This is a genomic window from uncultured Campylobacter sp. (assembly GCF_938045345.1).
In the GTDB taxonomy this organism is placed as follows: domain Bacteria; phylum Campylobacterota; class Campylobacteria; order Campylobacterales; family Campylobacteraceae; genus Campylobacter_B.
The window spans coordinates 58505-76442 of record NZ_CALIMS010000005.1; the positions used below are offsets into that span (position 1 = coordinate 58505).

The 17938-nt window shown below is 47.6% G+C and carries 21 protein-coding genes; 13 read left to right on the plus strand and 8 right to left on the minus strand.

Annotation, left to right across the window (positions count from 1 at the left end; genetic code table 11):
• Window positions 1–7: 7 nt before the first annotated feature.
• The 6 genes from thrB to ribD all read left to right on the plus strand — a co-directional run bounded on the left by thrB (window position 8) and on the right by ribD (window position 7413).
• Window positions 8–889 (plus strand): homoserine kinase, encoded by an 882-nt coding sequence (thrB, locus tag Q0144_RS01275; protein ID WP_298061057.1) that lies wholly within the window; start codon window positions 8–10, stop codon window positions 887–889.
• Between the two features lie 21 nt (window positions 890–910).
• Window positions 911–1138: a hypothetical protein gene (locus Q0144_RS01280; RefSeq protein ID WP_040304108.1), complete on the plus strand. Its 228-nt coding sequence runs from the start codon at window positions 911–913 to the stop codon at window positions 1136–1138.
• Window positions 1122–3830, plus strand: coding sequence for a translation initiation factor IF-2 (infB, locus tag Q0144_RS01285; protein ID WP_298061059.1), 2709 nt, complete (start codon window positions 1122–1124; stop codon window positions 3828–3830). The genes Q0144_RS01280 and infB overlap by 17 nt, the downstream gene beginning before the upstream one ends.
• Before the next feature lie 1023 nt (window positions 3831–4853).
• Window positions 4854–5219: a 30S ribosome-binding factor RbfA gene (rbfA, locus tag Q0144_RS01290; RefSeq protein WP_298061061.1), complete on the plus strand. Its 366-nt coding sequence runs from the start codon at window positions 4854–4856 to the stop codon at window positions 5217–5219.
• The gene (locus Q0144_RS01295; RefSeq protein WP_298061063.1) at window positions 5212–5631 is read left to right on the plus strand and encodes a ribosome maturation factor RimP; all 420 of its coding nucleotides are present in this window, start codon (window positions 5212–5214) and stop codon (window positions 5629–5631) included. The genes rbfA and Q0144_RS01295 overlap by 8 nt, the downstream gene beginning before the upstream one ends.
• Before the next feature lie 624 nt (window positions 5632–6255).
• Window positions 6256–7413, plus strand: a complete 1158-nt coding sequence (gene ribD / locus Q0144_RS01300; RefSeq protein WP_298061065.1) for a bifunctional diaminohydroxyphosphoribosylaminopyrimidine deaminase/5-amino-6-(5-phosphoribosylamino)uracil reductase RibD — start codon at window positions 6256–6258, stop codon at window positions 7411–7413.
• A 3-nt stretch (window positions 7414–7416) separates the two neighbouring features.
• Here the strand turns inward: ribD and Q0144_RS01305 are convergent, their stop codons facing one another.
• From Q0144_RS01305 to Q0144_RS01330, 6 genes are all read right to left on the minus strand, one after another.
• On the minus strand, window positions 7417–7971 hold the full coding sequence (locus tag Q0144_RS01305; RefSeq protein ID WP_298061067.1) for a hypothetical protein: 555 nt from the start codon (window positions 7969–7971) through the stop codon (window positions 7417–7419).
• A 62-nt stretch (window positions 7972–8033) separates the two neighbouring features.
• Complete coding sequence (locus Q0144_RS01310) at window positions 8034–8417, minus strand: transporter (protein ID WP_298061069.1); 384 nt, start codon at window positions 8415–8417, stop codon at window positions 8034–8036.
• A gap of 156 nt (window positions 8418–8573) precedes the next feature.
• A complete protein-coding gene (locus Q0144_RS01315; RefSeq protein ID WP_298061071.1) occupies window positions 8574–8930 on the minus strand; it encodes a hypothetical protein in 357 nt (118 codons plus the stop codon).
• Window positions 8931–9760: 830 nt separating this feature from the next.
• Complete coding sequence (locus tag Q0144_RS01320) at window positions 9761–10717, minus strand: cation diffusion facilitator family transporter (protein ID WP_298061074.1); 957 nt, start codon at window positions 10715–10717, stop codon at window positions 9761–9763.
• Between the two features lie 108 nt (window positions 10718–10825).
• Entirely contained in the window at window positions 10826–11161 is a 336-nt protein-coding gene (locus Q0144_RS01325) for an ABC transporter six-transmembrane domain-containing protein (RefSeq protein WP_298061076.1), read from the minus strand.
• The gene (locus tag Q0144_RS01330; RefSeq protein ID WP_298061078.1) at window positions 11067–11645 is read right to left on the minus strand and encodes an ABC transporter six-transmembrane domain-containing protein; all 579 of its coding nucleotides are present in this window, start codon (window positions 11643–11645) and stop codon (window positions 11067–11069) included. The genes Q0144_RS01325 and Q0144_RS01330 overlap by 95 nt, the downstream gene beginning before the upstream one ends.
• 163 nt (window positions 11646–11808) lie before the next feature.
• Between Q0144_RS01330 and Q0144_RS01335 the strand changes: the two genes are divergently transcribed.
• The 7 genes from Q0144_RS01335 to Q0144_RS01365 all read left to right on the plus strand — a co-directional run bounded on the left by Q0144_RS01335 (window position 11809) and on the right by Q0144_RS01365 (window position 15977).
• Window positions 11809–12183, plus strand: coding sequence for a cupin domain-containing protein (locus tag Q0144_RS01335; RefSeq protein WP_298061080.1), 375 nt, complete (start codon window positions 11809–11811; stop codon window positions 12181–12183).
• Window positions 12184–12395: 212 nt separating this feature from the next.
• Window positions 12396–12644 carry an NAD(P)H-binding protein gene (locus Q0144_RS01340; protein WP_298061082.1) on the plus strand — a complete coding sequence of 83 codons (249 nt, stop codon included), beginning with the start codon at window positions 12396–12398 and terminating at the stop codon, window positions 12642–12644.
• 60 nt (window positions 12645–12704) lie between these two features.
• On the plus strand, window positions 12705–12992 hold the full coding sequence (locus tag Q0144_RS01345; protein WP_298061084.1) for a hypothetical protein: 288 nt from the start codon (window positions 12705–12707) through the stop codon (window positions 12990–12992).
• Between the two features lie 40 nt (window positions 12993–13032).
• A complete protein-coding gene (locus tag Q0144_RS01350; RefSeq protein WP_298061086.1) occupies window positions 13033–13164 on the plus strand; it encodes a hypothetical protein in 132 nt (43 codons plus the stop codon).
• Window positions 13165–13486: 322 nt separating this feature from the next.
• Complete coding sequence (locus tag Q0144_RS01355) at window positions 13487–13627, plus strand: hypothetical protein (protein ID WP_297995205.1); 141 nt, start codon at window positions 13487–13489, stop codon at window positions 13625–13627.
• Between the two features lie 450 nt (window positions 13628–14077).
• Complete coding sequence (locus tag Q0144_RS01360; RefSeq protein ID WP_005872369.1) at window positions 14078–14488, plus strand: Rrf2 family transcriptional regulator; 411 nt, start codon at window positions 14078–14080, stop codon at window positions 14486–14488.
• A gap of 157 nt (window positions 14489–14645) precedes the next feature.
• Entirely contained in the window at window positions 14646–15977 is a 1332-nt protein-coding gene (locus Q0144_RS01365) for an ankyrin repeat domain-containing protein (protein ID WP_298061087.1), read from the plus strand.
• A gap of 117 nt (window positions 15978–16094) precedes the next feature.
• On the opposite strand, the gene Q0144_RS01370 is transcribed toward Q0144_RS01365, so the two are convergent.
• Entirely contained in the window at window positions 16095–16760 is a 666-nt protein-coding gene (locus Q0144_RS01370) for a ThiF family adenylyltransferase (protein ID WP_298061089.1), read from the minus strand.
• The gene (locus tag Q0144_RS01375) at window positions 16757–17929 is read right to left on the minus strand and encodes a carbon-nitrogen hydrolase family protein (RefSeq protein WP_298061091.1); all 1173 of its coding nucleotides are present in this window, start codon (window positions 17927–17929) and stop codon (window positions 16757–16759) included. The genes Q0144_RS01370 and Q0144_RS01375 overlap by 4 nt, the downstream gene beginning before the upstream one ends.
• Window positions 17930–17938 lie beyond the last annotated feature (9 nt).

Consider the following 17938-nt stretch of genomic DNA (forward strand, 5'->3'; position numbering starts at 1 on the left):
AGAGAGCTTGATTATAAGAATTCCTGCGACGAGCGCAAATTTAGGTCCCGGTTTCGACGCACTCGGCCTTAGCCTAGGGCTATTTAACGAAGTAGAGATTACCGAGCAGAAGTTTTTTTGCGTATCGCTTAGCGGCGAGGGCAGCGACAGAGCGTGGCTAAAAAAGGGCAACGCTTTTTTGAATATTTTCAATGAAATTTACAGAAAACTAGGCGGCGGGCAAGAGTTAAATTTTAAATTCGCCTTTCACAACAACATCCCGTTTTCGCGCGGGCTGGGCAGTAGCTCGGCCGTGATCGTAGGCGCTATCGCAAGCGCTTATAAAATTTGCGGCTTTGAGATCGATCGCGCTAAAATTTTAAACGCGGCGCTGGAATATGAAAATCACCCCGATAATATTGCGCCCGCAACGCTCGGCGGCTTTGTCAGCAGCGTCGTGGACGGCAAGACGGTTCGCACGCAAAAATGCGAAATTTCGCAAGATCTGCAAGCCGTCGTCGTTATCCCCGATACGCCGATGCCTACGAATGAATCGCGGGGCAAGCTGCCTAAGAGTTTTTCGATCAAAGATTGCGTTAGCAACCTCTCGCACGCGGCGTTTCTAACCGCTTGCTTTATGCGACGCGACTACGACAGCTTGCGCTACGCCTGTATCGATAAGATGCACGAGCAGATGCGCATGGGCGCGCTTCCGCAGCTTTTTGGGGTGCGCGAGATCGCCTATGATAACGGCGCGCTTATGAGCTCGCTCTCCGGTAGCGGCTCAAGCTTTTTAAATTTAGCTTACAGATCCGACGCTGCGAAGCTTAAAGCCTGCCTTAGCGAAAATTTTAAAAACTTCCGCGTCGAAATTTTAGAGATTGACAACGGCGGCTTTAATATTGACTAAGAAAAATAAAGATATAATCGCATGAGCGAACCGATTAGGATGTGCGTTATTTGCAAGGGGCGCTTCGCCAAACGCGAGCTCCACGCCTTTTTGCAAAATTTTAAAAATATAAGCTCAAACAGACAATTTTATATTTGCGACGGTTGCATAAATCAAAAAGAGAAAATTTCAAAATATCTATCTAAATTTGCGTCTAGTGCAGATTTGGGACATATCAAGGAGAGGGTTTTAAATGGGTGTTCTGATTAAAGATATCGCGGACGAGCTTGGATACGCAAGCAAAGAGATAATCGAAAAAGCGCAGGAGATGGGCTTTAAAAAGGTAAAAACCGCGTCGAATAAAGTAAGCGAGGAAGAAGCTGCCGCTATTTACGATTATATCCAGACGGGAATTTTGCCGGGGAAAAAGTCAAAGCCCGCAAAGAAAAGCTCCGAAAAAGCGCAAGAAGACGAGAATAAGCCCGCTAAAAAACAGAGTGAAACTAAAAAAACCGCTAAAAAAGAGAGCCCTAAAAAGGCGGAAAGCTTAAAAGCTTCCGAATCCAAAGAGTCTGCGCAGAGTGCCAAAGAGCCTAGCAAAGAAAAAGCGCGGACGCAAGAGCTCGAGGTAAAAACCGAAAAAGCCCAAAATCAAAAAGAAGAAATTTCCTCCGCCCCGCAAGATAAAGAGGATAAGCAAAACACCGCTTCAAAGCCTGCTCCGGTGCAGATAAACAGCGGCGATAGCATCGCTAGCGAGAGCTTGCAAAAGCGCCGCGGTCTAGTCATAGTCAAAAAGAAAAAGGAAGTTCAAGCTCCGGCGGCACAAGATAGAACCGAGCCTAGGCGCGAAAAGATGAGCGCGAGCTTGGAGGCGATCTTCTCAAACGCTGAACTAAATTTGAAAAAGAAAAAGATCGAAAAGAAAAAAGCTCCCGCTGCCAAAAAAGAGGACGCCCTTAAAATTGACATCATTCCTGATCACGAGATGGCGGATATCGTAATCGAGGACGAAGACGTCGTGGTAATGCCCGATTTCACCGTCAAACCGATCCAAACCGAAAACCGCACCAAAAGTAAAAACCAACCTAATATTTATCGCGCCTCGCAAAATCAAATTTTTAGCAGCGAAGGCGGTATAAGTCGCGGCGGTCGCAAAAAGCATAAAAAAGCCCCTCGCGAGCAGGGTAGCGAAATCGTAAGCTCTGTAAATATCCCAAAAGAGATCCGCGTCTATGAGTTTGCCGATAAGATCAAAAAGCAGCCTAGCGAGATCATCGGCAAACTATTTGCGCTAGGGATGATGACGACGAAAAACGACTTTTTGGACGAGGACGCGATAGAAATTTTAGCAAGCGAATTCGGTATCGAAGTAAATATCATCGATGAGGCGCAGGAGTTTGACTATATCAAGGCTTACGAGGACAGCGAAGGCGAAGAAAATTTAATCGCTAGAGCGCCCGTCATCACCATTATGGGACACGTCGATCACGGCAAAACGAGCCTGCTTGATTACATCCGAAACTCTCGCGTAGCAAGCGGCGAAGCGGGCGGCATCACGCAGCACGTAGGCGCGTATATGGTCGAGAAAAACGGCAGAAAGATTACCTTTATAGACACTCCGGGTCACGAGGCCTTTACTTCGATGCGCGCGCGCGGAGCCGAGGTTACCGATATCGTAATCATCGTAGTGGCCGCAGACGACGGCGTCAAGCCTCAGACTAAGGAGGCCATAGCTCACGCCAAGGCGGCAAACGTGCCGATCATCATCGCGATAAATAAAATGGACAAGCCTAATGCTAATCCAGATCTCGTAAAAACTGGGCTTGCAGAGCTTGACATCATGCCTACCGAGTGGGGCGGCAGCTACGAGTTCGTGCCGATCTCCGCAAAGACGGGCGACGGGATCGAAAATTTATTAGAGATCGTGCTTTTGCAAGCCGATCTTTTGGAGCTCAAAGCAGATCCTAGCAAGCAGGCTAAAGCAACCATCATCGAAAGCTCCCTGCAGAAGGGTCGCGGCGCCGTTGCCACCGTCATCGTGCAAAACGGCACCCTGCACGTAGGAGACACCGTCGTAGCGGGTATCGCATACGGTAAGGTGCGCGCGCTTAACGACGATAAGGGCAGGGCGCTAAAGCAAATTTTACCGGGCGAATGCGGCGTCATCATAGGTCTTAGCGAGGTTCCGGGCGCGGGCGAGACGCTGATCGGCGTTTCAAGCGATAAGGAAGCGCGCGAGTACGCGAGTAAAATTTACGAGCATCAGCGCCAAAAAGAGCTTAGCAAATCGACCAAGGTCACCATCGACGAGTTAAGCGCTAAGATCGCCGAAGGCTCGCTAAAGAGCCTCCCTGTTATTGTCAAGGCCGACGTCGCTGGCTCACTGGAAGCTATCAAAGCAAGCCTTGAGAAGCTTCGCAACGACGAGGTCAAGGTCGATATCATCCACAGCGGCATCGGCGGTATCACGCAAAACGACATCGCCTTAGCAAGCGCTAGCGAAAACTGCGTGATCTTGGGCTTCAACGTCCGTCCTACGGGCGAGATCAAAGAGCTTGCCAAAGAGCGCGGCGCGCAGATTAAGACCTACAACGTCATCTATAATCTCATCGACGATATCAAGGCGCTTTTGGGCGGCCTTATGAGCCCGATCATCAGCGAGGAAGCCTTGGGCCAGGCCGAGATCCGCCAGGTCATCAACGTGCCTAAGATCGGGCAGATCGCGGGCTGCATGGTTACCGACGGGCTCATCGCTCGCGGCGCGAATATCCGCGTCATCAGAGAGGGCGTCATCGTTTTCGAGGGCAATGTCAGCTCGCTCAAGCGCTTCAAAGACGACGCCAAGGAGGTCGCCAAAGGCTTCGAGTGCGGCGTAGGCATCGAGGGCTACGACGATATGCGCGTGGGCGATTTTATCGAAAGCTACAAGCAAAAAGAGGAGCAGGCTACGATAGACTAATGCTCGCGAAATTCCGCGTGGGCATTGGCTTCGTTTGCACGGCTTGCGGTTAAATTTTAAGCCTCGATCGCGCCTTGAAATTTTATGCTCGTAGAATTTGGGCACGAAATTTCGTCTTTTAAATTTAATGGTATAACGCGCGAGCAAAGCTTTAAATTTTATCTGTTTCTACGCGAGGCTTTGCCGCGCAGCGCCAGTTTTGAAATTTTAATGTTTTAAATTTTTCTTGCGGCGCGGCTTTGCGATCAAATTTTATTTGACGCCGCTTGCTGATCGCGGTTTTTCCGCGCGACTTAAATTTTAAATTTAACTGCGAAGCGCCGACTGAAATTTTAAAAGCAAAATTTCAAAGACTAGCTCGCGCCTTTAAAATTTTAAAGCGGCAAAATTTAGATCTCGCGCGGTATCGAAGCGTTTTTAAAATTTAAGATAAATTTCGAATTGGTGCAGTGCGGGTAAAACAGCAGCGCGGCGGTGATATAGCGTGCCGTGGCGAGCAGAATACGGCGTAGAATAGCACCGCGTCTTGGCGCGGAAATATTTCTGCGGTAGTGGTACGGTTATGCGACGAGCTTCCGTACGCGAGCCATGAAATTCTCGCGCGATCTGCGTTTGAAATTTAAGCGCAAAGTGTCGAGTTAAAATTTCAAAGCCGAGATTGCGTATTTTGAAATTTAAAAGCGAAATTTTAAAAAGTGCGGCGTCGCTTGCAATACCGGCGCGCAGCAAACCGCTTAGAATTTAAATAGACGTTCCGACGCATCGCAAGCTGCGTCAAATTTAAACAGACCGCGTCGCTGCAGGACGGATATTTCGCAACGCCGAAGCGAAATAGAATTCCGCATCGTCATGCCCAAGCGAAATAAAATTTCTCGTCGCTGAAAGACGCGAGATAAAATTCTGCGTTGTCGTCGCGAGACGGATGCCCCGCTGCGACAAAGCAATAAAATTCCGTCATCGCAAGACGCAAAATAAAATTCCATCGCCGCGCAGTCTGCGGCGATTTAAGATAGCGAGGTAAAGATGAATCCGACCGAACTCAGAAGACTGCGCACGCAAAGCGTGCTAAAGCAGCTCATCCCCGAAGCGCTCGCGAGCCTTGAGGACGAGCTTTTGCGCGGGCTGTGCGTCACCGACGTGGAGTGTAAGCGCGGGCGCTACGACGCGTTTGTCTATCTGGATAAAAACGCCTTCGACGAGCGCGAGCAGGAATTTGTGCTCGAAAAACTAGACCGCGTGGCGAGATATTTGCAAAACTTCTGCGCCGAGGCGGAGGGCTGGTACCGCTGCCCCGCGTTTCACTTCAAATTCGACGACTGCTTGGAGTATCAAAACAAAATGGACGATCTTTTTGACAAAATAGAGGAGGAGCTGCGCAAAAATGGTTGATTTAGAGGCTTTGGCGCGCGAGTGTGGCGTGCAGCTTTACGACGTGGAGATGGTGAGCGAAAACGGCAGAACGATCTACCGCATCAGCATCACAAAAGCGGGCGGCGTGGGCCTAGACGACTGCGGGCGGCTATCGCGGCTGCTTTCGCCGATTTTCGACGTGGAGCCGCCGCTTGAGGGCGAGTGGACGCTGGAGGTCGGCTCGCCCGGGCTTGAGCGCAAGCTAAGCAAGCCGCAGCATTTCGCAAACTCCGTGGGCGAGCTGGTGCGCCTAAGCCGCACGGACGGGCAGAAGCTAAGCGGCGAGGTGCTAGACTGCGAAGGCGGCGTGCTTAGGCTGCGCACGGACGACGGCGAGGTGAGCGTGCGACTTGACGAGATCAAAAAGGCGCGAACCTACGTGCAGTGGTAGCGGCGCGGATTTTAAAGCTCTGCGCGCAGATTTAAAATTTTGCGAATGAGGCTTTAAAATTTACTGCGCGGGATTTATGAGTTTGAAATTTCAGCTTTAAATTTTGAGGTTTAAATTTTAAAATCGCTTTTGAAATTTACAGCTCCCGGTTGCTTTTGGCAGTTTCTTGTTGCTCTTGATCTCTCGCGGCGCTCGGCGCAGAATTTTAAAATTCCGGTGCCGCTTGCCTGTTTTGAAATTTTATCTTACGCCGATAAAAGGTAATTTTTCACGCTACCGGGCGGCGCTTTGAAATTTCACACTGCGCCGCTAAAAGATAATTTTTGCGTGACCTTCGCGCGTTGCTTAGGAATTTTACGTCGCGCTAAAAGTCGGCTAAATTTAAAATTTACGCGCTGTTTTGACGCGGTAAAATTTCAAACCTTTTGCTGCAAAGCAGAATTTTAAATTTTACGCTTTGTCGTAAATTTGGATTTTACCGCCCGCGACAAATACTGCGCCCGCGAGTTTTACAGCGCCTGTGCTACGAATCGCACCACGATGTTTGTTTACTAGCACGGCTCATCGTAATTTTACTAAGCAATCACGGCGGAGTGGGACAATTTAAATTTTTTTGGATCTTTTATGAACGACGAATTTTACATGGATTTGGCGCTGCGGGCTGCGTGGCGCTATCAGGTCTTGACGCTACCCAACCCCGCTGTGGGCTGCGCGCTGCTGGATAAGAGCGGCAGAGTTCTTGGCATAGGCGCGCACAAAAAGGCGGGCTTTTTGCATGCCGAGGCAAATGCCGTTTTCGCCGCGCTGTGCGATCTGGACGCAAATTTCGCGCAGGATTTCGCTAGCGAATACGCTCGTAAATTCGGCGTTAAATTTCAAAACACAAAAGCCCTAAAAAGCGCGCTTTTGCAGCCAAGCTTTACTTATGATTTCATCTTAAACCGCCACGGCGGGCTTTTGCGCGGCGCGTGCGCCTACGTCACGCTTGAGCCCTGCGCGCACCGCGGCAAGACCCCATCTTGCGCCGAGCTTTTGGCGGAGCTTGGGCTGTCGCGCGTGGTAATCGGCGCGCGCGATACGAACGCGCAGGCTGCGGGCGGCGCGGAAATTTTACGCCGCGGGGGCATAGAGGTGGAATTTGACGTTTGCCATGCCGCGGCGACGGAGCTTGCGGAGCCGTTTTATTTGGCGCGCGAGAGCGGCTTTTGCTTCATCAAAATCAACGCCACACTAAACGGCGCGGTGCATGGGCGGATCGGCAGCGAGAAGCAGCGCGCGTTCGTGCACGAGCTGCGCGGCGTGTGCGATTACGTAGGCGTGGGTGGGCAGACCGTGCGCGCCGACAGGCCGACGCTGGACGTGCGTGCGGCTAAATTTGACGAAATTAGCGCTTTGACAAGTAGCGCCGATATGCTGGCGCTAGACGTGCGCGTTGCGCCGCAAAACCTAAAGCCGCGCGCGCCCGATGTTTGGATATACTCGCGCCGAGAGCTTTCGGATTTTGATGCGAGCATTCCGCTTTTCGGCGTCGCGGATCGCAAGGTGGAGGTGTCGCGCTCGCTGCCTGCGGGCGCGAAAATCACGATGATAGAAGCGGGTGCGAGTTCGTTTGACGAGTTCGCGCAGTTTGCGAGCCACGCGCTTATTTTTTACAGCGCGCAGATGAGGGACGCGGGAAATTTTAGAGCAAATACCGCGCTATGGCCGCTTTTCATTTCTCGCGCGGGCGATCCGCACCTGGAAGCGAACGAATTCTACGGCTGGTTTAAAATTTTAAAATAAAAATCACAAAAGCTTCGCTATTATCGGTATAAGAATCAGCAGCGCTATTATTATTATAATGACCAATAGCGCCTTGTCTATGTTGTATTTTCTTGCCGTAGATTTTGTCGTTGGGCTGCAATTTTGCAAGAAAGCCCCGAGCCTGTATCTGCTGATATGAAATAACCAAGCGGTCCAAATCGGCCCGAGAGATAGACACATCGTTGCAAATGCAATTTCCGATTTATTTAATATCATTATGCCGATGATCATAAATAAAGATAGCAGACTAACGATAATTACGCCTATCGTCGCAAAGGCGATGAAAAATATAAAATTTAGCTTGCAATCGATGCCTAAAATGCGAAAGTCGATAATTTTATCAGCGATATAAAATGCTGAAATTATCGTTAGGATAGCTTTTACGATCTCGGCGCCCAAGGAAGCGTAAGGCAATAGCGATGCGCCAAAAACCGCATTCGATATGATGCTTACGTGAGATAAAGTAAAGCCGAGCGAGAACGAGAATATGCCCGTCAGTAAGATGCCTAAAAGCAATTTGTAGAAATATATTTTCATACGCAATCCTTAAAATTCTGCGAAATTATACGCAATAGCGGCTTAAAATTTTAATCGCAAATTTAGCGTAAGCTTTGAAATTTTTCACGTATGCCGCAAGCAACAACGCAGAGCGAGTATAAAAAACAGATATATGCCGCAAGCGGGACAAAAGCGACAAACCCCGAAGCATAAACTAGAGAGGTTAGCACATATGTCGCATTTGCCAGCGCAGGTATGCTATAAGTCCAAAGTTCGGGCTTTTCAAAAGGGGTGTAGATATTATTTAAATACAAAGCTAAATTTACGACAAGCAGCAGAAAAAATATATAGTTCTTTTTCATAAAAGGAAAAGTGGCGCAAACCAAGACTACTATCAAATTTAATGCGATAAGAAAACCTATGTAATTAATATCTATAAAGACGCAAAGTAAGCCTAAAATCGCGATTAATATATCTCTTTTCATAACCGATTGCCGTCCTTTTTAATTCTTGCAATTATAGTGCATAGGTTTAAATTTTGATAAAAAATATTTCGTGCTTAAAATTCCGTCGCGCCGTGCGTGTAATTCACGCCTATTAATTTAGCGCAGACGGACGAAATTTAAACGGGGCGCTTGGCTTTATCTGGATGCAAAAAAGATAAGACCCAACCAAGTTGCAGATATAATAAGCAGCAAGATAGGGAATAGCTTTTTATCGATCTCCCCGCTTCTTTTTCGGCTGATGATTTGTAAAAATTTACCGAGCTCGTAATCGCTTTTGCGAAATAAATATACCGTTGAGCAGATGCCCATGAATAATGCCGCGGCGGATAAAATTGCCATTAGTTTTTTATCTAAATCCATACCATATATCATAAAACCAAATATCGCGATAAGAATAATGGCGGTAAGAGCTAAAATTCCTATCGTCGCAAAGGCGATGAAAAATATAACATTAAGTTTGCGATCGATGCCTTTGACATAAAAATCGCTCAAACTGCTACTGATATAGAAGGAAAATAACTCAAGAATTACCGTCGTAAAAGGCAGACGAATATCGCCCGGGAATAAAAAATATCCCTTCAAAAGGTCTATTATATTAACATCTAAAAGTTTTGAGAGGTGCAATGAAGCAACGTAAAATGAAATCAAAAAAACTGCCAAAAAGACATTGCCTAAAAGAAACTTGTAAATTAGGTATTTTATGTTTTTGCGCACCTTGGCTCCCTGAAATTTCGCGAGATTATACGTCAAATTTGCTTTTAATCGGCTCAAATCGGCAGGAAAATTTAATGAGTTGAATTTAGCCAAAATTTTGAGCGTAGTTTAAATTTGCAGCTCGATTTACAGCTCAATTCGCGGCACGGAATTTTAAAATTTAGAAGCGCGGTATGCTGGCTAAATTTAAAAATGTAGCGCGCGCTGTGTCATCTCCGCGCTATTAAAATAGAAGATGTTTAGCTAAATTTAAACCATTCCAAGTTTCTGCCAAATTTCGCCGTAATTGCTAGACTGCCGTTCTCGTCAAATTTAAAATTCCGCAAATGTTCATAGTGTGCTTTGAATGGGCTACGCCGCGGCTGTGTAAATTTTAAACTTTCTGCGGTTTTGCAAGCACGGCGCCTGATTTTGAAATGGCGTCCGCGGGGCGAAATTTTAAAATTTCACCACGCGTAGGGATTTAAAATTTCATAACGAGCGCAAAATTTTAAAATTTGAAACCTCAAAATTCTAAAATTCCGAAATCTCGCGGCGCGGACAAATTTAAAATTTAAAACTCAAGCCAAATTTTAAATTTCAAACCGAGCGGAATTTCAAATCCCAAGTTAATGACTATGTCCCAAATGCCCGCCCGCGTCGTTTGATCTTACTTCGCAGATTAGCTCGTCAGCGCATTCGTTCTCGCTGCTTTCAAGCTGCAGCGTCGTGTGCGTGATGCCTAGATGCTCCATTTCGTGCGATATTTCGGCCATGATCCGCTCCGCTTCGCGCACGCGCAGCTCGCCGCTGACCACGATATGAGCCGTGAGAGCGTTTGCGCCGCTTGTTATGCTCCAGACGTGCAGGTCGTGCACCGAAAGCACGCCGTCCACGCCTCTGATCTGCGCGACGAGCGCATCCAGGCTCACGCCTTTTGGTGAGCCCTCCATTAGGATGTTTAGGCTGTCTTTTAGCACGCTCCAGCCGCTTTTTACAATGAGCACGGCCACGAGTAGGCTAGCTGCCGCGTCCGCCCAGCCCCAGCCAAAGCACATCATTGCCAAAGCCGCCGCAATCGCGCCCACTGAGCCCGCAGCGTCGCCCAGCACGTGTAGGTAGGCGCCGCGCATATTGACGTTTTCTCTCACGTCGCCGCCGCGTAGCATGTATAGCGCCACGACGATGTTTACAGCAAGTCCCAGCGTGCTGATGGCGAGCATGCCCGTGGTGGCTACTTCTGGCGGGTTTTGCAGGCGCCGCGCCGCCTCGATGACGATAAAAACGGCGATGACGATGAGCGTGACGGCATTTATCGTCGCGGCTAAAATTTCGATCCGCCTGTAGCCGAAGGTCTTTTGCAGATTGCCCTTGCGTTCGCCAAATTTAAACGCAAATAGCGAAAGTCCGAGCGCCGCGGCGTCTGATAGCATATGTCCGGCGTCGGAGAGTAGGGCGAGCGAGTTCGTCGCGAAGCCGCCCGCGACCTCGACCAGCATATAAGCGAATATTATAAGGAAAGAATTTCTCAAAACGGTTTTATTTGACGTGTGTAAATGCGCGCAGTGGGCGTGATTTTCGTGCATTTTGACCTCGTTTTTCGGCAAATTTTAGTTAAATTATACCCAAAAAAGCGCCTAAATTTTATCTATATCGCCTTCTAGTCCGGCATCTACGCGCTTGCCGATGTCTTTTTAGTTTGCTAACTCCTCTATCAGCCTCGGCGCGTCATCAAGACTGATCGCAAACGTCCAAAGATAGGTGAGCACCGAGTAGATGTGGCCCGCGTTTGCCTGCTTGCTTGATAGCAAAAATATCGCCAAGCTAAAAATCGCCGCCGCACTCGTACCGATGATAAAAAAGCTCATCGCCTCTCTGTTTGAGATGCGGATGCGAAGCTTTGAAAGCACGTCGTAGTGGCGCTTTAGCGTGCGCTCATCGCCTGTGCTTATGCGTCCTGCCTCGCGCTCTAGCTGGTTGTTTAGCTTGAGATACAAGCGGTCGTTTTTGGCGATGTATTTGGGTAGCAAAACTCCAAAAACCGCGAGCAGGGCAAAAACTGCCAAACCCACGTAGAACTCGATAAATAAAAAGCATGATCGCCGAGCCAAAAATCGAGACGACCGAGGTAAAAAACACGGGAAAATGCTGCTCAAAAAAGTCCACGAATTCGCGAGATAAATTTGCTCTTGCGATTACGGCGCTTTCGTCTTTTGCGGCTCTTTTTTCGTTCATTATCACGCTTACGACAAGTCCTGCATATATCCTAGTAAACACCTGCGTATCCACGCGCCGCCTAATCGAGCCAAGCCCCCAGCCCACGAATACCATGCACGAGTAGCTAAGTGCCAAAAGCGTGTCGCCCGCTACGATGGCGTTTATGGCGATGCCGGCTAGTACGGGATAGATGAGAAATAGCCCGTTTTCCGCCAAAACCAGGCTAAACGTCAAGAACAGCTTTTTAAAATTTTTCTTTGCGATGAGCGTTAGCGTCTTAAATGCGCTATTTTGCATAAAATTCCTTTGTTTAAAATCGCGCGGATTTTAGCTGATTTTAAATTTTGCGTCAAATTTTGGAATTTTTGCTGTAACTCTTGACATTACAACAAAATTTTATTATACTTCGCTCATCAGTTGTAATTTATAGCATTACAACAAAAAATTTAAGGAGATAAAGATGTCAAACTACAAGATCGTTTCAACGAAAAATGCGCCGAGAGTGGAGCTGAAAGAAGCTCTAGGCTTAAGCGGCTGCGAGCTCTCTATCAACGAATTTCCTGCAAACGCGAGCGTGCCGTTCGTGCATTCGCACAAGCAAAACGAGGAGCTTTACTTGGTGTTAAAAGGCGACGGCACGCTATTCATCGACGGCGAGGAGACGGCGGTGGGCGAGGGCGACGCTATCCGCATCGATCCCGCGGGCAAGAGATGCTTCAAGGCGGGTGCGCAGGGGATGAAATTTATCTGTATCCAAACTAAACGCGGTAGCTTGGAGCAGTACACTAACGGCGACGGCGTGATAAACGACGATGTAAAGCCAAGCTGGCTGTAAATTTCGCGAGACAAGCGCGCAGCAAAGCGCAGGTGTAAAATTTAAACTGCGTAGCGCGGCAAAACGACGCCCTGCGTGGCGGGCACACCGGCTGCGACGGCGATAGACAGTCGCATGAGAAAATGCATTAGTCGCTATGGCAAGTGAATTGGCTTGCAGCGGCGATAAGCGGCTGCGCAAGCAAACAAAATCTAAATTTAAAAGGATATAAAATGAAAAAAGTAGCAATCATCGGAGCAAACGGAAAATCAGGTAGCGCGCTAGTCGCGGAGGCGCTAAGGCAGGGCTATGACGTAACGGGCTTCGCGCGAAACAAAGAGTATAAAAACGGCGCCATCAAGCTCGTGCACAAGGACGTTTTTGAGCTTAGCAAAGCCGATTTGGCGGGCTTTGACGTCGTCATCAGCGCGATCGCTGCATGGACGCCGCAGACCTTCCCGCTTCACGCGAAAATGACGTAGCACATCGCGGAGCTGCTAAGCGGCACGCAGACTAGACTGCTCGTCATCGGCGGCGCGGGCGTGTTATACACAGACGCTTCGCGCAAGACGCGCCTGATGGATACTCCAAGCTTTCCGACTGAGTATATGGGCGTAGCCGAGGCGACTGCGGCGAGCTACGAGGTGCTAAAAGCGAGTAAAAATTTGATCTGGACCTACGTGATCCCTGCCGCGGAATACGACGCAAACGCCGCTCGCACAGGCTCATACATCCTCGGAGGCGATGAGCTGATCCTAAACGGTAAAGGCAAAAGCTACATCGGTTACACAGACCTCGCGCTCGCCGTAATAGACGAGATCAAGGCGTAAAAATTTATCGGCAAGCCGTTTACGGCGGTCGGCGAATAATGTGGCGTTGCCGCGTGTAAATTTTAAACTGCGCGACGGACAAAACGTGGACGCAAATTTTAACTACGTGGTGGGCAAAACGCGGACAAAAATTTTAACTACGTGGTGGGCAAAACGCGGACAAAAATTTTAACTACGTGGCCCGGTAAAATTCTAACGTAAATTTAAAATTTAGCGAAAAAGTAAGTTAGAGCTTTGAATTAAAATTTAGAGCTAGGACAGAGCCTATATTTGAATTAAAATTTAGAGCTAGAGCGAGCTACGGCTTGAAATTAAATTTAGTGGCGGAGCCACTCAAGCTAAAATTTAAAATTTAACGGTGACGGTAGCGGCGACCGCACGGTTATTAATGATGGCTGCGATTGCGTTGCAGAACATCGGTAGCCATTGTATTCGAATAATAGCGGCGATGGCGATAGTAGCGGATTGTATTCACGACAATAGCAGTAGTGATAATGAACGCGGTAGCGGCTGCAATGATAGTAGGCGACAGCGGCACGGGCGGCGGCATTAGCGGTAGCCGTAATACAGCGGGCGGCAGTGAGAATATAAGCGGCGACTGCAATAACAGCCGTAAAGATAATGAGCGATGGTAGCGTAGCGGCAAGCAGCAATAGCGATCTGCTGTAAATATAATGAATGGTAGTAGCGACGGCGACAATGTCGGTAAAGATAATGTAATGGTGGGCGACTACGGACAGCGGTAGCGGCTGCAACGGTGGCAGTGACGAGGTTGGGATGGTCGCGCTATCGGTATCGGCGGCGCGCGGCTCGCTATGTCGCGGATAAAATTTAGGTGCGATTAAAATTAATATATAAATTTTAAAAAATCGACTAGCGGATAAAATTTCGGAACGATTAAAATTTAATATCCGAATTTTAGGAAATCATTTAGCGAGTAAAATTTAGACACGATTAAATTTAAGATCAGAATTTTAAGAAAATCGCCTAGCGGATTAAATTTTAGCGCGATCTGAAATTTAGCGGTCGAGTTTAAGGAAAATTTCGCTTAAATTCTAAAACTCAGATCCAAATCAAGGAGCGAAATGCAAGTAGGTATAAAATTTTCACTCGCGGTTCACATCATGCTTTGCGTCGCGTATTTTCGCGAGGAGAAGGTCACGGGCGATTTCGTCGCCGCAAGCTCGGGGATAAACCCCGCCATCGCGCGCAAGCTGATCTCGCAGCTAAAAAATGCAGCCTTGGTGCTCACGACCGCGGGCGTGGGCGGCATCACGCTGGCTCGCGACGCGCGGCTCATCACGCTTTTAGACATTTACGAGGCGGTGAGCGAGGAGGACGCGATGTTTCGCCTGCACAAAGGCTCGCCTAGCGCCTGCCCCGTGGGCGGCAAGATCGAGGCGGTACTCGCGCCGCGCTTTGCTCGCATTCAGAATGATTTTAAAAAATCTCTATCCAGCGTGAGCTTGGCGGATCTGCTGAGCGATTTGGGATAGAGCTATTAAAATTTTAAATACGCATTTATCTTCTAAATTTGCTCAAATTTCAAGGCTTGCGGGCTAAATTTATATAAATTTTACCCGCCCGCCATGTAAAATTTCGATTTAATTTGATTTAAGATATAATCCTCCTAATTAATTCTAAGGGGAAATTTTGAAATATCTAAAAGCCATATTGCAATTCATTGCAGTTTTTGCTTGCCTTATTTTGTATCTATTCGTAAGCGGAAGAGTAGGACTTCATAAATCTCAATCTCACTACACTATTACGATAGGCTCCGATACTACTAAAGAAGCGGGACTTGATAAGTATGTAAGCGAAGCGGAGATGCAAAGTTTTGCATTTAGACATTGGGATATAGATTATAATTCAAACCCGAAAAACGTATTTAAAGAACCCGCCATAGACGTAGAGCTAAAAAGGCTTTTAAAAAGCAAGCAAACTGATGAAATTTTAAAATTTATGAAAGATAACAATCTAACCGTCGAGCATACTATGCACGGAGGGGTAACGCCAGTGATGTATTCTAGCTTTTGGAATGATACAAATACCACTCAAGAGCTTATAAAGCTAGGTGCGGATATACATAAAAAAGACGAATACAAACTATCCGCTATGGCTTATGCGATAGAAAATAATGCTACTAAAACGGTAAGACTGCTTTTAGACAACGGGGTTAAATTTGAAGAGGCGGAGGTCGTTAGAAATAGGCTGCTTCCGCCGAATTATAACCATATAAAATCCCTACAAATAAGTGACGATGGAAATTTTACGTTGATTTATGAGACCGACTACCCTATGATTAGTATAGGAGAGCCGAATTATTTCTTTTCATATCTTACGAATACGAATATGTATGAGATAGCAAAGATGGCATTAGAAAGCGGCTACAAGCCATATATTTGGAAATTTCAAAACTCTACGGTGGGTCTAAGGTACGGAAACGATATCAAGAAGGTCGTGCCTGAGGGAATATTAAATGATAAAGCGGAACCGACGGATGGATTTGATATTACCGAATATGATTTTTCATTATATGATACATTTCCGGGCACTCCAAATTACGAACCGATTTTAAAGCTGCTTATGCAGTATAACGTAGGCGGACAACCGAGTCCGGAATTTCTAAAACGAAAATATGATGATTGCCACAGACGCTATATATATAATTTATGTAGTTATTCTGAAATAAACTACGATGCAACTTATTATATACCTAAAAGTGAAATTTCGCTTATAACGACGGTATATCGCAAATATTGCAAAGATAGAAATTCTACATTTAAAGATGTTTATGAATATACGAAATTTGCAAGCGAGCTAAATGAAATGGAAGCGGTATCCATCCATATGTATACTATAGATAAAAATGGTCGTAAGCTTGATCAGCCGTATAAAGATAATTTAAAAAAGCTAGATAAATATATAGACGATATCTCATCCGATGAGATAAAAAATGCAAGAAAAGAATGTCATCAAAACTAAATATTAAGGAGAATAAAATGACGGAGCAAGAGTTAAATCAACATACTCAAAGTTAGCTTTTTGATATAAAGTCAACCCGCAAGCTCGGGCTTAAATTTAAACTAGCCCGAGCCAAAACTACAATTTTATCTTCCTAACTTCCAGCTCGCCGCCAAAAAAGTTCGCGTAGTAAAGCAGGTCTTTTTCGACCTCAAGCCCCGCTAGGTAGCGCAGAGCGAGGTTCGCCTCAAAGCTCGCCGCAAACATCACGATCGCAGCCGTTATGCCCGCAGGCGTCGCGTTTAGGCTCGGGAAAAATTTAAAATCCGCATTCTGCACGAAGCAGACTTGGCACTGCCAGCTATCCACCGACGCAAACACCCACGGCACACCTATTTGCTTGGCAAAGGCATCGATCTGCGCGCGCGTGGCGAGATTATCGGTAGCGTCCAAAATCAGATCAAATTTCTCGCCCGCGCCTATCGCGCTAGCAAAAAATTCCTCTGCGTGGCTCCTATGCACCTCGACGCTCACGCCGTCGTAGCGAGCCTCCGTGCGGCTTTTAAAAACGTCCGCTTTAAATTTGCTCTCGTCTTCGAGCGTAAATAAAATTTGCCTGTGGATGTTGTGAAGCGCCACTGTGTCGAAATCCACGACGCTGATCCGCCCGATACCGCTTGCGCCCAGAGCGTAAGAAAGGCTGCTTCCAAGCCCGCCCGCGCCGATGATTAAGATGCGCTTATCCGCAAGCGCGCGCTGCGTCTGCTCGCCCCAAAGCTGGATCTGTCTGTGAAAATAGTTCATAAAAGCCCCCTGCCGACTAGATTTTTGCGGAATTTCCACAGCCCGCGCGCCACAGCGATCTCGTCTGCGTCCACTTCGCACATCAGCACGCCCTCTTCGTTTTTCAGCTCGTTTGCGATCTCACCGCCGGGGGTTACGACGAAGCTCTCGCCGTAAAATTTAAATTCGCTCTCGCCGAATTTCGCCTCGCCGATGCGGTTGGCGCGGATGACGTAGAGCGAGTTCGTAAACGCGCGCATCTTCAAAAGCTCGCGCCAGCGCCCGCCACTTTCGAAGGTCGAGGCGCACGGCACGAGCACGCAACCGATGTTTTTCTGCATAAAATAGCGCCAAAATACGTCAAAATGTGCCTCATAGCCGAAGCAGACGCCGAATTTTACGCCGCCCTCGCTAAAGATCATCGGCGAAATTTTACCGATTTTGCGGCTTTTACGGTTGGCGAAAAAACCCTCCTCGTCCCAGTGCGGATAATCCATCAGTATATTTTGATCGTAAAATTTCACCTCCGAGGGCGAAAATTTCGCGCAGGATTTCACCCAGATGGGCTCGTTTTCGCTCGCGCAAAAGATCTCTTCTTCACTCGCATCTTTTTGGCTTTCGGATTTTAAATTTGAAGCATTCGAATTACTCGGGATTGAAGCGCTTGAATTTAAACCGTCTGCGGAATTTGCGGCTTTGAAATTTAAAGATTTTGCGCCGCAGGAGCTTAAGCCGCCTTTGGAACTCTGCTCGCTTGCGGAATTTAAAGCGCCTTTAGAATTTGAACCATCGTTGGAATTTAAAGCGCTCTTAGAATTTAGCTCGCCCTTGCAACCGGGCTTGCTTTTAAGGCTTAAAGAATTTTCGCTGCCGTGCACGCTCTTTTGAGCCGCGCCGCCGAAGATGCCCGCTTGCCTCAAAATCGCGCCGCTAGCGGCTCTGATTATCGGCGCTACGATATGCAGGTCGTATTTGGTAGCCAGCCGCGCCATCAGCTCCTGCTTATGCTCGCTCTGTTCGCACGCGATAGAGCGGGGCATCTTTTTAAGCTCGCTAAAGAAGGAATTTAGCTCATATTCGCCCAGCAACACGATCCGCGCGCCGTTATCCTTGGCGACCTTCATATAGTAATCGATCCGATTTTCGCTCATCGAAAGCGTCGGTAGTTGCAAAACGCATACGTTTATCATCGCCGCCTC

Bases quoted from the DNA above. Each gene is read 5' to 3' on its own strand.
- Q0144_RS01360 (WP_005872369.1), top strand. From the start codon at position 14,078: ATGCAAGTAGGTATAAAATTTTCACTCGCGGTTCACATCATGCTTTGC.
- infB (WP_298061059.1), top strand. From the start codon at position 1,122: ATGGGTGTTCTGATTAAAGATATCGCGGACGAGCTTGGATACGCAAGC.
- Q0144_RS01280 (WP_040304108.1), top strand. From the start codon at position 911: ATGAGCGAACCGATTAGGATGTGCGTTATTTGCAAGGGGCGCTTCGCC.
- Q0144_RS01320 (WP_298061074.1), bottom strand. From the start codon at position 10,717: ATGCACGAAAATCACGCCCACTGCGCGCATTTACACACGTCAAATAAA.
- Q0144_RS01295 (WP_298061063.1), top strand. From the start codon at position 5,212: ATGGTTGATTTAGAGGCTTTGGCGCGCGAGTGTGGCGTGCAGCTTTAC.
- Q0144_RS01330 (WP_298061078.1), bottom strand. From the start codon at position 11,645: ATGCAAAATAGCGCATTTAAGACGCTAACGCTCATCGCAAAGAAAAAT.
- Q0144_RS01355 (WP_297995205.1), top strand. From the start codon at position 13,487: ATGAACGCGGTAGCGGCTGCAATGATAGTAGGCGACAGCGGCACGGGC.
- rbfA (WP_298061061.1), top strand. From the start codon at position 4,854: ATGAATCCGACCGAACTCAGAAGACTGCGCACGCAAAGCGTGCTAAAG.
- Q0144_RS01310 (WP_298061069.1), bottom strand. From the start codon at position 8,417: ATGAAAAGAGATATATTAATCGCGATTTTAGGCTTACTTTGCGTCTTT.
- Q0144_RS01335 (WP_298061080.1), top strand. From the start codon at position 11,809: ATGTCAAACTACAAGATCGTTTCAACGAAAAATGCGCCGAGAGTGGAG.
- Q0144_RS01340 (WP_298061082.1), top strand. From the start codon at position 12,396: ATGAAAAAAGTAGCAATCATCGGAGCAAACGGAAAATCAGGTAGCGCG.
- Q0144_RS01305 (WP_298061067.1), bottom strand. From the start codon at position 7,971: ATGAAAATATATTTCTACAAATTGCTTTTAGGCATCTTACTGACGGGC.
- Q0144_RS01375 (WP_298061091.1), bottom strand. From the start codon at position 17,929: ATGATAAACGTATGCGTTTTGCAACTACCGACGCTTTCGATGAGCGAA.
- ribD (WP_298061065.1), top strand. From the start codon at position 6,256: ATGAACGACGAATTTTACATGGATTTGGCGCTGCGGGCTGCGTGGCGC.
- Q0144_RS01370 (WP_298061089.1), bottom strand. From the start codon at position 16,760: ATGAACTATTTTCACAGACAGATCCAGCTTTGGGGCGAGCAGACGCAG.